Here is a 13,417-nt window from a genome sequence, read left to right on the forward strand (position 1 = left end):
CATGCATCTATTGAGAACCCAGCCCGGCGGCTTTGTGCCGGACGACAGTATTGCTGATCTCGGGCAGACCCCCGCCGAGCTGGTGATTCTCTGCAGTGGCGATTCAAGCCTGGCGTTACTGGCCGAAGCGGCTCAGCAGTTGCCTGACGATTATCCGACCCTGCGTCTGGCCAATCCGATGCAGGTCCAGAATCATGCCTCGGTCGATCTGTATGTCGATGAGGTATTGCGCCACGCAAAAGTCATTCTGATCTCCCTGCACGGCGGCATCGGCTACTGGCGCTATGGCGTCGAGCGCCTGATGGAACTCGCTGCGCGAGGTGTGCAAGTGATTCTGGTGCCGGGTGACGACCGCCCGGATCCGGAGCTCAGCGACCTGAGCACCGTCCCGGCCGCTGCGCGTGATCGGCTGTGGCAGTTCTTGCGGCAGGGCGGCCTGCAGAATGCACTTGACCTGTATCGCTGCATGGCGAGCACCTGGCTGGCGCGTGATTATCCATGGGCCGAGCCTGCGCCGTTGCCACGCACGGCTGTCTATCATCCGAACCTTGCCAGCGCTGCGGTAAAGGATTGGCAGGCGCAATGGCACATCGAATGGCCGGTCGTGGCGCTGCTGTTCTACCGTTCGCATTTGCAAGCGGCCAACACCGGCTTCATTGATGAGTTTTGCGCGCGTTTGCAGGCGCAGGGCATCAATCCGCTGCCTATCGCGGTGGCAAGCCTGAAAGAGCCGGGCTGCTTCAAGCAGGTGGAAGACTGGCTTGATGAAACTGAAGTCGAGTTGATCCTCAATACGACCGGTTTTGCCCAATCCAGTCCAGAAGCGCCGCACCTGCGACCGTTTCGGCGCAACGTGCCCGTGATTCAGGCCATCTGCGCGCAAGACAACGAACCCGCGTGGCAGGCCAGCGAGCAGGGCCTGGGTGCGCGTGATCTGGCCATGCACATCGCTTTGCCCGAACTGGATGGGCGAATCATCAGTCGGCCCATCAGTTTCAAGGACCTGGCCTGGCGCAGCGAGCGCAGCCAGTCGGACGTGGTGTGCTACCGAGCACAACCCGAGCGCATGGATTTCGTGGCGCAGCTGGCACGCCGCTGGATAGAACTGGCGCGTCTGCCCAATGGCGAAAAACGCGTAGCCCTGATCCTCGCCAATTATCCAACCCGCGACGGCCGGATCGGCAATGGTGTGGGGCTGGACACGCCGGCCGCGGCCTTGAATATTCTGCGTGCGATGGAGGCTGAGGGTTATCCCTTGGCAGGTTTGCCTGACAGCGGTACTGAGCTGATCCAGCAGTTGCTCGGCGGCGTGACCAATGACCTGGACACCATCGATCTGCGGCCTTGTCAGCAGAGCATGGCGCTGGATGAGTACCTGTCTGCCTTTAATGATTTGCCGCAAGCCAACCGCGATGCGGTGAACGCACGCTGGGGGGAGCCGGCTGCCGACCCGATGTTTCGCGCCGGGCGCATGATGATCGCGGGACTGCGCTTTGGCCTGACGTTTGTGGGTATTCAGCCGGCCCGCGGTTATCAGGTCGACACCAGCGCCGTGTATCACGACCCCGATCTGGTGCCGCCGCATGGCTATCTGGCGTTCTATTTCTGGTTGCGCAAGGCTTATGGCGCGCACGCCGTGGTGCACGTCGGCAAGCACGGCAACCTGGAGTGGCTGCCGGGCAAGGGCGTCGGCCTGTCCGAACACTGCTGGCCGGACGCGGTGCTGGGCCCGATGCCGAACATCTACCCGTTTATCGTCAACGACCCGGGCGAGGGCGCACAGGCCAAGCGCCGTACTCAGGCGGTCATTATTGATCACCTGATGCCGCCGCTGACCCGCGCCGAAACCTACGGGCCGCTGCGCAATCTCGAACTGCTGGCCGACGAGTTCTACGAAGCGCAACTGCTGGACCCGCGCCGCGCCCAGGAGCTGCAACGCGACATTCTGCAACTGGTGCGCGAAACCCGTATTGACCGCGAGCTGGAGCTGGACGAATCCGCAGGCAGCGATGCCGATGCGGCGGTCTGGCTGCCACGGCTGGATACCTACCTGTGCGACCTGAAAGAGTCGCAGATTCGCGACGGGCTGCACATTTTCGGTCAATCACCGCAAGGGCGGTTGCGGGTCGACACGCTGCTCGCTCTGCTGCGCATTCCGCGTGGCGATGGGCGCGGTGCCCAGTCCAGCCTGCTGCGTGCCCTGAGCAAGGCCTTTGATCTGGGCTTTGACCCGCTGGATTGCGATCTGGCCGAGCCATGGCAAGGCCCACGTCCGTCTGCGCTGCTGGCGGTCAGTGATGACCCCTGGCGCAGCGCCGGTGATGCGCGCGAGCGGCTTGAGCTGTATGCCGCCGTGTTGATCGAACGCATTGACGCAGGCGAGCACATACAGGATTTACCTGCGCACGACGACCTTGCGCTGATTCTTGACAGCTTGCGCGAGGTGGTTGCCCCGCGCCTCGATGCCTGCGGTCCCGGCGAAATGCAGGGCATGCTGGATGCCTTGAGTGGCCGCTTCGTCCCGGCTGGCCCAAGCGGTGCGCCCAGCCGTGGACGACTGGACGTACTGCCGACCGGCCGTAACTTCTTTACCGTGGACGTGCGCAACCTGCCGACCACCACCGCCTGGCGCATCGGTTTCCAATCGGCGAACCTGCTGTTGGAGCGTCATCTTCAGGATCATGGCGATCACCTGCGGCAGTTGGGGCTCTCTGTCTGGGGCACCGCCACCATGCGCACTGGCGGTGACGATATCGCCCAGGCCATGGCACTGATGGGCGTGCGGCCGGTCTGGGCGACGGGCAGCCAGCGGGTTGATGACTTCGAAATCCTGCCGATCAGCCTGCTGGACCGCCCCAGGGTGGACGTGACATTGCGCGTGTCAGGCTTTTTTCGTGACGCCTTCGCCAACCTGATTCGCCTGTTCGACGCTGCCGTGCAAGCGGTTGCCGCGCTGGATGAGCCGGACGATATGAATCCATTGGCGGCCAGGGTTCGTGAAGAGCGGCAAGGTTTCATCGCCGAAGGGCTGAACGAAGAAGAAGCAGCCCGACAGGCCGGCTGGCGGATTTTCGGAGCCAAGCCTGGTGCGTATGGCGCTGGGGTGCAAGGCGCGATTGACGGCCGCTTGTGGCAAAGCCGCGACGATCTGGCCGAGGTGTATCTCAACTGGGGCGGTTATGCCTATGGCGCCTCGGACGAAGGCACGCCGGCCCGGCAACGGTTCGCCCAACGACTGTCGCAGGTCCAGGCGGTATTGCAGAATCAGGACAACCGAGAGCACGACCTGCTGGACTCGAACGATTACTACCAGTTCCAGGGCGGCATGCTGGCCGCGAGCGAGAGCCTCAGCGGCGGTAAAACAGCCAGTTACCATGGCGACCATAGTCAGCCGGACTTGCCGAAAATCCGCACGCTGAAAGAAGAGTTGAACCGGGTGATCCGCTCGCGTGCCGCCAACCCGAAATGGATCGACGGCGTCAAACGCCATGGTTATAAGGGTGCGTTCGAGATGGCCGCGACCGTCGACTTCCTGTTTGCCTTCGACGCCACTACCGAGCTGATCGATGATCACCAGTACGCGCTGCTGGCGGATGCTTACCTGCTCGACCCATCGACCCGGGAATTCATTCAGCAACACAACCCCGATGCTCTGCGCGACATGACCGAACGCATGCTCGAAGCCCAGCAGCGCGGGCTGTGGCAGGAACCCGGTGAATACCAGCAAGCGCTGGAAAATCTGTTGTTGGACATAGAAGAGAACTGATGACGTTGCCTGACCCAAGCCTGACCGCCATACCTCATTTTCCGCTGGCCGCCATAGTCGGCGCCGATGACATGAAGCTGGCGCTGTGCCTGACCGCCATTGATCCGCGTATTGGCGGCGTGCTGATCGAGGGACCGCGTGGCATGGCAAAATCCACGCTGGCCCGCGGTCTTGCAGACCTGTTGGCAAGCGGTCAGTTCGTCACCCTGCCATTGGGCGCTACCGAGGAGCGGCTGGTCGGCACGCTGGATCTCGACGCTGCGCTTAACGAAGGCCGGGCACGTTTTTCACCCGGTGTGTTGGCCAAGGCCGATGGCGGCGTTCTCTATGTCGACGAAGTCAATCTGCTGGCTGATCATCTGGTCGATCTGTTGTTGGATGTCGCTGCCAGTGGTGTGAATCTGGTGGAGCGTGACGGCATCTCGCATCGGCATGCTGCACGCTTCGTGTTGATTGGCACCATGAACCCGGAAGAGGGTGAGCTGCGGCCGCAATTGCTTGATCGCTTTGGGTTGAACGTGGCGCTGAGTGGCCAGACGTTGCCAGTCGAGCGTGGCCAGATCATCCGCAGGCGCCTGGACTTCGATGCTGATCCACAGGGGTTTTGTCAGCATTGGCAGGAACATCAGGACGCGCTCAAGCGTCGTTGCGAGCAGGCACGTGCGCTGTTGCCGAGCATTGAGCTGGATGACACATCGCTGGGGCTGATCACCGAACGTTGCTTTGCCGCAGGCGTGGACGGCATGCGTGCCGACCTCGTGTGGTTGCGAGCGGCCAGGGCACATGCCGCGTGGCGCGGTGCCAGACAGATCGAAACCCAGGACATTGATGCAGTGGCCGAGTTTGCCCTGCGCCATAGACGTCGCGAGCACGCGCCGCCACCGCAAAGCCCGGAAACGCCGCCGCCAGGCCAGCCGCCTAAACAGACCGAGACGCAAGGCGGGCAGGGCAGTTGGGGTGATTTACCCGCTCAGGCAGTTCCCACTGGCGCACGTCGTGAAGTGCCGAGCTGGCCAAAAAAGCCCTAGGCATCCGCCCTCGTGCAACACAGGGGGCGGATGCCATTCCCCGCCCTGGCCGGTTGGTGACTGGCAGGCAAGGTCCGGCTCGTTCGGGTGTCGACGGCGCTGTGCAGTGGGTGCCGACGCTGCTGCGCGGTCGACCAAAGAAAAGCCATGATCTGATTCGCCAGCCGCGCAGCAGTCGACCGAGTGAGTTGTTGCTGGTGATTGTCGACGCCTCGGCTTCGACACGCCGGCATCACGCACTGAGCCAGGCCAAGGGTGTGCTGTCTCAAGTATTCGATGACGCTTATCGCCGTCGCGCTCGTCTCGCCCTACTGACCGCCAGCGGCCAGTCACCGCGCTGGCAGCATCAGGGTCTGAAAGCGTCTGCCGCATTGAGCCCGTGGCTTGAAGCGCTGGGTGCTGGAGGCGGTACGCCGCTGTCGGCGGCCCTCGAACAGGCTGGCGAATGGCTTGCGCAGCGACAGAGACGATATCCTGCAGAACAGCAGCGGGTGTTGGTGCTGACGGACGGCAGAATAAAACAGCTCCCCGTCGTGCCTGCTTTTGGCTGCGACAGCTTGCTGATCGATATCGAGAAAGGGCCGATCCGACTCGGCAGGGCAAGGGAGCTGGCACGCACCCTTGGCGCCGATTATCGGCACATCGACGAGCTGGCGCCAATTTGATGCATAAGGATGAAGCTCGACAGTAAGATGTCGACCTCAATCAAGCCTTCATGAGCAAGCTCGCACTTCAGACTTCATTCTCCTGTGGGAGAGAGCTTGCTCACGAAGAGGCCATTACATACGCAAGAGATGTACTGGCTGCCGCTCAACCTTCGTGAGCAAGTGCGTTCCCACTTCAGCCATCACAGATGGCCCTGATGACATCAGGCGGGCATGGTCCACGGCTTGAGGGCATAGCCGTCGTTGGCGATTTCTGCGCGGGCCTGTTCAAGTGCGCTGGCCAGCTGCGCCTTGTCGGAGTAAGCGCTGCTTGGGATCTGCTTGCGGCCGATGCGGTTGCTGATACGGTCCAGCACCGTCAGGCTCAGTTCGCCATTCCCGTCCTGCGGTGCCCAGGCAACGCACTGGAAGGGTTCAAAAGCGTGTCCAGCGATCAGGAGTGCATCGTTGAAGCGCAGTGGGGCGTTCATGGTCGTTTCCTCAAGGTGCCCATATCAATGCAGTCAGGTCGGTGGGCTGACCGTCCGACTGGTTATTGTGTTGTTGGTACTTGTGTTGATGAGCGACAGGCGCTGGTGAGTCACACCCTTTTCAGAAATTTTCCAGATTTTTATAAGACTGTGGCGTTTTAAACGTTCGCAAGAATGCAGTCCTGGACTCGGCAGCGTCGTCACGACGGCGTTACAGCGGTAATGACGTTTGGTTATGGGGGTTAGACGTAAACGGTACAAGGCTGTGTCAAATATTTGCTAATGTAAAGTTCGGGCTCGCCAACATATTGTTTATAAAACGTTTTTAATAACCCCATTAGACGCCGGGCGCCAAGGAACCTCTATGCATGAATCGGCCCCAACGCGACGTCTGTTGATTGTTGACCCTTGTGATGATCTTCACGCATTGACCCCTGTGTTGCATGCCGCCGGTTGGACGGTGCACAGCAGCCCATTGGAGTCATCGCTCGATATGGCCTGTGACGTCGGCGTTATCCGACTGATGCCGGTTCATTTTGAGCATTCTGAAATGGTCAGGGACCTGATTAGCCGCACCGATGCGCAATGGATCGCGGTGTTGACGCCGGATGATTTGCGCCGGGAAAAGATCGGGGATTTCGTCTGCGAGTGGTTTTTTGACTTTCATACCCTGCCATTTGATGTCGCCCGTATGCAGGTCACCCTGGGCAGGGCTTATGGCATGGCACGCCTGTGCACAGGTGGTGCTACGCATACGCCAGGCGGTGATCATGAAATGTTGGGTGAGAGCCGACCGGTGCGGGAGTTGCGCAGGCTCCTGAGTAAATTGGCACCGACCGAGTCGCCGGTATTGATTCGTGGTGAACGGGGTACTGGCAAGGAGCTGGTTGCACGCACTTTACATCTGCAATCGCAGCGACGTAACAAGCCGTTTGTTGCAGTCAATTGCAGTTCGATTGCCGAGCATCTGATTCACGCTGAGCTGTTTGGTTATGAGAAAGGCGCGTTCAACGGTGCACAGGAACGCAGGATCGGCCGTATTGAAGCGGCCAATGGCGGCACATTGTTTCTGGACGAGATTGGCGACTTGCCACTCGAAGTCCAGGCCCATTTGTTGCGCTTTATACAGGAGCGACAGATAGACCGCATAGGCGGTACCGAACCCATTGTAATGGACGTGCGCGTGTTGGCCGCGACCCATGTGGACCTTGAATCGGCAATTCGCAAGAAGCGCTTTCGAGAGGATCTGTATTACCTGCTCAATGTGTTGCAGGTAGGCACGGCGCCGCTGCGCGAACGACTGGGCGATCTGGCGATGCTGGCCAATCATTTCGCACATTTCTTCAGTCAGGAAACCGGCAGGCGAGCACGCAATTTCAGTCAGGACGCGTTGATTGCCATGGGCAAGCACGACTGGCCCGGCAATGTTCGCGAGCTGGCGAATCGGGTGCGCCGTGGTCTGGTGCTGGCCGAGGGCAGGCAGATTGAAGCGGCTGATCTTGGCTTGCTTGGGGAGGAGGATGTCGCAGGTGCCATGGGAACGCTGGACGATTACAAATCACGTGCCGAGCGTCAGGCTCTGTGTGATGTGTTGACTCGTCACAGCGATAACCTAAGCGTCGCGGCCAGAGTGCTGGGCATTTCACGGCCGACCTTTTACCGGCTGCTGCACAAGCATCAGATCCGGTGAGGCTGACAGCAGTTGAATCACCGCCGCCATGGCCTGTTCGCAGCGTTGCTCCCAATTGCCGCCGAGTACCTGATAGCGCTGCGAGTTGCGGTCAAGCCAATCCAGGCTGGCGCTGAAGAACGCTTGACGTTCAGCCAGTTTCGGCTGGCAGCGCTGACCATCACTGACCCAATCGACTTCCTCGGGGGACAGCAACAAGTGCAGGTCATAGTGCCTGCTCAGCAATTGTTGTTCGATCCATTGCGGGCAATCTCCAAACAGTGCTTCGCTCCAGAGTATGTTGCTCAACAGGTGCGTATCGAGAATCAGCAGCTCGGGTGAGCTGGCGCGCGCTGCGTCTTCCCTGCCGAGCTGTCCTTGAGCGATGGGTGTGATATCGCTGTAACAGGTGTCACGGGCGTGTTGCTCAATGAAATGCCGGACATACTCACCGACCAGCACGCCACCGAATCGGCGTTGTATCTGCGCGGAAAGCCAGCTTTTGCCACTGGACTCCGGGCCAGTCAACACGAGCACTTTCATCGGGCCAGCGCCAGATCGTTGCGCCACTCACGCCAACCCTGAATGGCCAGGAGGGTGAACAGGCCGTACACCGCGGCCACCAGGTGCAGCCCTTGGTAGACGAACATACCGACGTAAACCGTATCGAGCACCACCCACAACGGCCAGCATTGCACGCGTTTCTGCGCCATCCAGACCTGTGCCACCAGGCTGAAACCCGTGAGAGCTGCGTCCAGCCAGGGTTGAGTGGCACCAGTGAACTGCGCCATGCCTGCCCCCAGACACAAGCTGATGACGCAGCCCACGCCCAGGCCCGCCACTACCGAGCCGCGCTGCAGAGCGGTGACTGTCCGAACCGGCAAGCCATTCCCGTGGCGCGTCCATTGCAGCCACCCGTAGAGTTGCAAGCCGGCGTAGATCACCTGCAACAACATGCCCGAGTACAGTTTTACGCCGAAGAATATCCAGATGTAGATGACCACCATCACCAGACCGACAGGCCAGCCCCATGGGTTCTGCTTTACGGTCAGCCATACTGCGATCACGCCGAAGGCAGCGGCAAAGAGTTCAAGCCCTGACATGGCAGCTCCTGTTCAGATAGATGGCGTTCGGGCGGGGGCGCGATTGTAAGCGTTTATGGGCGAGAGCAGGAAGAAGAGCAGGTTGCGATACTGGCAGCAGGTCAGTTGCCTGCAGGTCTGCTAGCATTCGGCGCTTTGCGGAGCTTTCTTCAAGGTCCGTTCAGGTTTGCAACGGCATAGTGGCAGCCATTTTTTTACGACAACACTAATGAATGGGCGAGCCGCAGGCATCGCTTTTGGGGGAATGATGGATCTTTGGACCGCCGCTCAGGCGTTGATTTTGGGTGTTGTAGAAGGGTTGACGGAATTCTTGCCGATTTCCAGCACAGGGCATCAGATCATCGTCGCCGACCTGATCGACTTCGGCGGTGATCGAGCCATGGCGTTCAACATCATCATCCAGTTGGGCGCCATTCTGGCGGTGGTATGGGAGTTTCGTCGCAAGATTCTCGACGTCGTTGTCGGTCTGCCGAAACAGCAGCAGGCACAACGTTTCACCCTGAATCTGTTGATCGCGTTCTGTCCGGCGGTGGTGCTTGGCGTGATCTTCGCTGATCTGATCCATCATTACCTGTTCAACCCCATTACCGTGGCGGCTGCGCTGGTGGTCGGCGGCGTGATCATGTTGTGGGCCGAGCGTCGCGAGCACACGGTGCGTACCAAAACCGTGGATGACATGAACTGGAGCGACGCGCTCAAGATCGGCTTCGTGCAGTGTCTGGCCATGATCCCTGGTACTTCACGCTCCGGCTCAACCATTATTGGCGGCCTGTTGTTCGGTCTGTCCCGCAAGGCTGCGACCGAGTTTTCGTTCTTCCTTGCCATGCCGACCATGGTCGGTGCTGCGGTCTACTCTGGTTACAAGTACAGGGACATGTTCCGCCCGGATGATTTTGCCGTCTTTGCCGTCGGCTTCATCACTTCGTTCATTTTCGCAATGATTGCGGTGCGTGGGCTGCTCAAGTTCATCGCCACGCATAGCTATGCCGTGTTTGCCTGGTACCGGATTGCCTTCGGCCTGCTGATTCTGGCGACCTGGCAGTTTGGCTGGATCGACTGGGCGTCTGCCAAGGCATGACGAGCGAGCGGGAATCAAGGCAGTCGGCCAGCCGGAGCAGGCCACCTGTTCAGCAGTTGCAACTCAAGTTGTTTGTGCTGTTGCTGTTGTGCGCGCTGCCGGTGTACGGCGCGGTGTCGCTGTGGGTCAGGCAAGGCATGATGGTCCCGGCAATTGCCATGCTGGTCATGAGCATGCTGGCCTTTGTGCTTTATCGGCGCGACAAGCGCCGGGCGGGAGCGGGCGGCCAGCGTACGCTAGAGAACGTGTTGCATGCCATGGAGCTTCTGGGGGGCTGGCCGGGCGCGCTGGTGGCGCAACAAGTGTTCAGGCACAAGACCCGCAAGGTGTCTTTTCAGGTCGTCTTCTGGTTGATCGTTCTGGTGCATCAAGCGTTATGGATCGACTGGCTGTTTCTGGGTCGTCGACTCTGGCGTTGGCTGCCGCTGTAGCTGCCTGTCAGAGAAGCAAGGCGATTTGCTGGCGCTTCGGCAAACGGCTCACCACCAGTTGATGGGACCGGGTCAGCAGATCGCGAATCTCCTCGTCGCTCAAGGCGTGCGGCTCCGGCACGCTGATCCAGTGTGCTCGCGCCAGATAAGGCGCGGGACGAATACAGGGGCGGTCGACGTAACCCAGAAACAGATCGGGGTGGACCTTGAACGACAGGCCTTTGCCTGCCAGGTCCATCACCGCGAACATCTTGGTGTGTGCCACTGAAAACACCCTGACGCCTCCCCATTTGTAGTCTTCCTGCGCGCCGGGCAGCGCCAGGCAAAATGCGGCGATGTTTTCTCTGTGCATGAGGGCTCCTGGTCATTCGTCAAACCGTAAGGCGTTCGATAGCCGCACGGATATTCGATCAGCGGATTGTAAGCCGTTGCCATACTCACTAGTGTGCTGGTTTTGCCTTTTCAGGAGCCTCACATGTCTGCCGTGCAACTCGCCGATGGTGAATTGAACTACCTGCTGGAGGGCCCGGTGGCCTCGCCAGTGCTGGTGTTGTCCAACTCGTTGGGCACCGATTTGCACATGTGGGATAACCAGATACCTGCGTTTACCCAGTATTTCCGGGTGCTGCGCTATGACACGCGTGGTCATGGCAAGTCGCTGGTCACCCAAGGCAGCTACACGATCGAGCAGAACGGGCATGACGTTGTGGCGTTGCTGGATGCCCTGAAGATCGACAAGGCGTTTTTTTGCGGTCTGTCCATGGGCGGGCTTATCGGTCAGTGGCTGGCGATCAACGCGCCTGAGCGTTTTCAGCGCGTCGTTGTTTGCAATACGGCGGCGAAAATCGGCACTCCCGAGATCTGGAATCCGCGGATCGACGCCGTGCTGCGCGATGGTCAGGCGGCCATGGTCGCATTGCGTGACGCCTCGATAGTTCGCTGGTTTACGCCTGCATTTGCAGAGGCTGAACCTGCCAGGGTCCAACCCATCGTCGACATGCTGGCCAATACCTCGCCACAAGGTTATGCCGCCAACTGCGCGGCGGTTCGTGATGCAGACTTTCGTGAGCAGATTGCCTCGATCAGCGTGCCGATGCTGATTGTGTGCGGCACGGGTGACCCCGTTACCACGCCAGCAGACGGCCATTTCATGCTCGAGCGTATCCCGGGCTCGCAATTGATTGAACTGGAAGGGGCTCACCTCTCCAGTGTCGAAGCGGGTGAGGCGTTCGCCAGGCCTGTTCTGGCGTTCCTCACAGCGAGCAATTGATCGGCAAGCCTGTCAGGCATCGTGAAGCGTCGACCTTGAGGCTTGCGACCTGACGCTGCCATACTCGCGCGCTCTGAGTGCGCGAGGTGGTCGGTGTTTGATCTCAATGATCTGTTCTATTTCGTCCAGGTAGTCGAATGCCGGGGTTTTTCGCCGGCCAGTCGCAAGCTCGGCGTTCCCAAGTCCAAGCTCAGTCGCAGGATAGCTGGCCTTGAAGAGCGTCTTGGTGTCAGGCTCATTCAGCGTTCCACGCGCAAATTCGCCGTGACCGAAAGCGGGCGCGATTATTACGGCCACTGCGTGGCCATGATGGTCGAGGCCGAAGCTGCCGAAGAAGCCATTCAGCGCTCGAAGTCCGAACCGCAGGGCCGCGTCACCATCAGTTGCCCTCCGGCAATGGCGGCGATGGGTATCAATGAAGCGATAGCCCGCTTCATGGCTGAGCATCCTAAAGTGCAGGTGCACATCGAAAGCACCAATCGGCGTGTTGATCCGGTGGTTGAAAACATCGACATCGCGTTGCGCGTACGTTTTCCGCCGCTTGCAGACGAAGGACTAGTGGTCAAGACCCTGGGGCATAGCGCCCAGCGACTGGTCGCCCATCCGGATGTGGCCGCCACGTTATCCCCCGCCCCGACGTTTGACGAATTGTCACGACTGCCCAGCATGGACTCTCCGTCTACCCGGCCAGAGCATCGTTGGCTGCTTGAGCGCGTACCCGGCCAGTATGTTGAATACGTCGAAGTGACTCATGTGCCCAGGCTGATCACGTCCGACCTTGACGCGATACTGCAGGCCGCTTTGCAGGGGGTGGGTGTCGCGCAGCTGCCGGAGATTCTGGTCCGGGAAGCCTTGCAGCAAGGTCGACTGGTCGAAGTGTTCGGTGCGCACCGTCCCAAATGCGGAATATTGCACGCGGTGTTTGCTTCGCGGCGTGGCCTGCTTCCCGCAGTAAGAGGCCTGCTGGATGCTTTTGAAACGTCTTTTCAAGAGCTGAGCCGTCAACGTTAACGCTCATCGTTCCTCAAATAGAACAAACAGTCGCATAAAGAGAGACTAATCAGGCATTGGCAACGAGGATAGGATGCTCACCACTTGATCGCCCCAGTGGCGATTTCACTTGGGAAGTCCGTTATGACCCTTCTGCATATTGATTCCAGCATCCTTGGCGACCACTCCGCTTCACGTCAGCTCAGCCGCAGCGTTGTTCAGGCCTACCAGTCCGCCCACGCTGACAGCCAAGTGGTATATCGTGATCTGGCCAGCGAACCGCTGGGCCATTTTTCTTCTGCCACCCTTGCTGCTGCCGGCACACCGGTAGAGGGCCGCGACGCTGCACAGCAGCAGGAAGTGGCTGCCAACGAGGCGACGCTGCAGCAGTTTCTGGATGCCGATGTCGTGGTGATTGGTGCCCCGATGTATAACTTCACCGTTTCGAGCCAACTGAAAGCCTGGATTGATCGCGTTTGTGTGGCGGGTCGCACCTTCCGCTACACCGAAGCGGGTCCTGAAGGCCTGTGTGGTGGCAAGAAAGTCATCATCGTGTCGACTTCAGGTGGCCTGCACCTCGATCAGCCTTCCAACGCAGGTCACGAGGAGCTTCTCAAGGTCCTGTTTGGTTTCATCGGCGTGACCGATCTGCAATTCGTGCGCGCTCACGGTCTGGCCTATGGCGACGAGCCTCGCGCTGCGGCCATGGCTGCTGCCCAGCAGCATATCGAAGAGGCGCTTTTCGCGGCCTGATCGAACCCCTGCGTCACCTCAACTCCACGGCCTGCGAATCGGGCTGTGGAGTTTTTCGTTTATCCAGCGTGCCAAATGCAGTCTTGACAGCTTCCTTACAGCTAACGCGGAGCTGGCCGAGTTAAGATGCGAGCCTATCAATAAGGTGCTTTCTGCCGAACCGTTCGCAATTGCGACAACCGGTCGGTGAGATC

Annotated in this window: 12 protein-coding genes and 1 pseudogene; 9 read left to right on the forward strand and 4 right to left on the reverse strand. The window is 59.8% G+C overall.

The features are described from left to right. Position 1 precedes the first annotated feature (1 nt). The 3 genes from cobN to KDX37_RS14915 are packed head-to-tail and all read left to right on the forward strand — an operon-like array spanning position 2 to position 5,459. Positions 2-3,766: a cobaltochelatase subunit CobN gene (gene cobN, locus KDX37_RS14905; protein ID WP_231653441.1), complete on the forward strand. Its 3,765-nt coding sequence runs from the start codon at positions 2-4 to the stop codon at positions 3,764-3,766. Then, complete coding sequence (locus tag KDX37_RS14910) at positions 3,766-4,794, forward strand: ATP-binding protein (RefSeq protein WP_231653442.1); 1,029 nt, start codon at positions 3,766-3,768, stop codon at positions 4,792-4,794. The genes cobN and KDX37_RS14910 overlap by 1 nt, the downstream gene beginning before the upstream one ends. 53 nt (positions 4,795-4,847) lie before the next feature. Continuing rightward, entirely contained in the window at positions 4,848-5,459 is a 612-nt protein-coding gene (locus KDX37_RS14915; protein WP_231653443.1) for a vWA domain-containing protein, read from the forward strand. A gap of 203 nt (positions 5,460-5,662) precedes the next feature. Here KDX37_RS14915 and KDX37_RS14920 read toward each other — a convergent pair whose 3' ends face one another. Continuing rightward, on the reverse strand, positions 5,663-5,929 hold the full coding sequence (locus KDX37_RS14920; protein WP_231653444.1) for a hypothetical protein: 267 nt from the start codon (positions 5,927-5,929) through the stop codon (positions 5,663-5,665). Positions 5,930-6,293: 364 nt separating this feature from the next. Between KDX37_RS14920 and KDX37_RS14925 the strand changes: the two genes are divergently transcribed. Next, positions 6,294-7,619 carry a sigma-54 dependent transcriptional regulator gene (locus KDX37_RS14925; RefSeq protein ID WP_231653445.1) on the forward strand — a complete coding sequence of 442 codons (1,326 nt, stop codon included), beginning with the start codon at positions 6,294-6,296 and terminating at the stop codon, positions 7,617-7,619. On the opposite strand, the gene KDX37_RS14930 is transcribed toward KDX37_RS14925, so the two are convergent. Next, a complete protein-coding gene (locus KDX37_RS14930; RefSeq protein WP_231653446.1) occupies positions 7,572-8,141 on the reverse strand; it encodes an AAA family ATPase in 570 nt (189 codons plus the stop codon). The genes KDX37_RS14925 and KDX37_RS14930 overlap by 48 nt on opposite strands. Further along, complete coding sequence (gene pnuC / locus KDX37_RS14935; RefSeq protein WP_231653447.1) at positions 8,138-8,701, reverse strand: nicotinamide riboside transporter PnuC; 564 nt, start codon at positions 8,699-8,701, stop codon at positions 8,138-8,140. Before pnuC ends, KDX37_RS14930 begins: the two co-directional genes overlap by 4 nt. A gap of 247 nt (positions 8,702-8,948) precedes the next feature. Between pnuC and KDX37_RS14940 the strand changes: the two genes are divergently transcribed. Then, on the forward strand, positions 8,949-9,779 hold the full coding sequence (locus KDX37_RS14940; RefSeq protein ID WP_231653448.1) for an undecaprenyl-diphosphate phosphatase: 831 nt from the start codon (positions 8,949-8,951) through the stop codon (positions 9,777-9,779). Beyond that, complete coding sequence (locus tag KDX37_RS14945; RefSeq protein WP_231653449.1) at positions 9,776-10,210, forward strand: DUF1294 domain-containing protein; 435 nt, start codon at positions 9,776-9,778, stop codon at positions 10,208-10,210. Before KDX37_RS14940 ends, KDX37_RS14945 begins: the two co-directional genes overlap by 4 nt. Positions 10,211-10,217: 7 nt before the next feature. Here KDX37_RS14945 and KDX37_RS14950 read toward each other — a convergent pair whose 3' ends face one another. After that, on the reverse strand, positions 10,218-10,562 hold the full coding sequence (locus KDX37_RS14950; RefSeq protein ID WP_231653450.1) for an MmcQ/YjbR family DNA-binding protein: 345 nt from the start codon (positions 10,560-10,562) through the stop codon (positions 10,218-10,220). A 123-nt stretch (positions 10,563-10,685) separates the two neighbouring features. Here KDX37_RS14950 and pcaD point away from each other — a divergent pair, with 123 nt between their 5' ends. The 3 genes and pseudogenes from pcaD to KDX37_RS14965 all read left to right on the forward strand — a co-directional run bounded on the left by pcaD (position 10,686) and on the right by KDX37_RS14965 (position 13,223). Then, the gene (gene pcaD, locus KDX37_RS14955) at positions 10,686-11,480 is read left to right on the forward strand and encodes a 3-oxoadipate enol-lactonase (protein ID WP_231653451.1); all 795 of its coding nucleotides are present in this window, start codon (positions 10,686-10,688) and stop codon (positions 11,478-11,480) included. Between the two features lie 93 nt (positions 11,481-11,573). After that, positions 11,574-12,540 (forward strand): annotated as a pseudogene (locus KDX37_RS14960) (LysR family transcriptional regulator). A 74-nt stretch (positions 12,541-12,614) separates the two neighbouring features. Beyond that, on the forward strand, positions 12,615-13,223 hold the full coding sequence (locus tag KDX37_RS14965) for an FMN-dependent NADH-azoreductase (RefSeq protein ID WP_231653452.1): 609 nt from the start codon (positions 12,615-12,617) through the stop codon (positions 13,221-13,223). Positions 13,224-13,417 lie beyond the last annotated feature (194 nt).

Origin of the sequence: Pseudomonas californiensis, assembly GCF_021147775.1 — a bacterium.
In the GTDB taxonomy this organism is placed as follows: domain Bacteria; phylum Pseudomonadota; class Gammaproteobacteria; order Pseudomonadales; family Pseudomonadaceae; genus Aquipseudomonas; species Aquipseudomonas californiensis.

Coding starts and splice junctions, on each gene's coding strand:
- cobN (WP_231653441.1), top strand. CDS start 2: ATGCATCTATTGAGAACCCAGCCCGGCGGCTTTGTGCCGGACGACAGT.
- KDX37_RS14910 (WP_231653442.1), top strand. CDS start 3,766: ATGACGTTGCCTGACCCAAGCCTGACCGCCATACCTCATTTTCCGCTG.
- KDX37_RS14920 (WP_231653444.1), bottom strand. CDS start 5,929: ATGAACGCCCCACTGCGCTTCAACGATGCACTCCTGATCGCTGGACAC.
- KDX37_RS14925 (WP_231653445.1), top strand. CDS start 6,294: ATGCATGAATCGGCCCCAACGCGACGTCTGTTGATTGTTGACCCTTGT.
- KDX37_RS14930 (WP_231653446.1), bottom strand. CDS start 8,141: ATGAAAGTGCTCGTGTTGACTGGCCCGGAGTCCAGTGGCAAAAGCTGG.
- pnuC (WP_231653447.1), bottom strand. CDS start 8,701: ATGTCAGGGCTTGAACTCTTTGCCGCTGCCTTCGGCGTGATCGCAGTA.
- KDX37_RS14940 (WP_231653448.1), top strand. CDS start 8,949: ATGGATCTTTGGACCGCCGCTCAGGCGTTGATTTTGGGTGTTGTAGAA.
- KDX37_RS14945 (WP_231653449.1), top strand. CDS start 9,776: ATGACGAGCGAGCGGGAATCAAGGCAGTCGGCCAGCCGGAGCAGGCCA.
- KDX37_RS14950 (WP_231653450.1), bottom strand. CDS start 10,562: ATGCACAGAGAAAACATCGCCGCATTTTGCCTGGCGCTGCCCGGCGCG.
- pcaD (WP_231653451.1), top strand. CDS start 10,686: ATGTCTGCCGTGCAACTCGCCGATGGTGAATTGAACTACCTGCTGGAG.
- KDX37_RS14965 (WP_231653452.1), top strand. CDS start 12,615: ATGACCCTTCTGCATATTGATTCCAGCATCCTTGGCGACCACTCCGCT.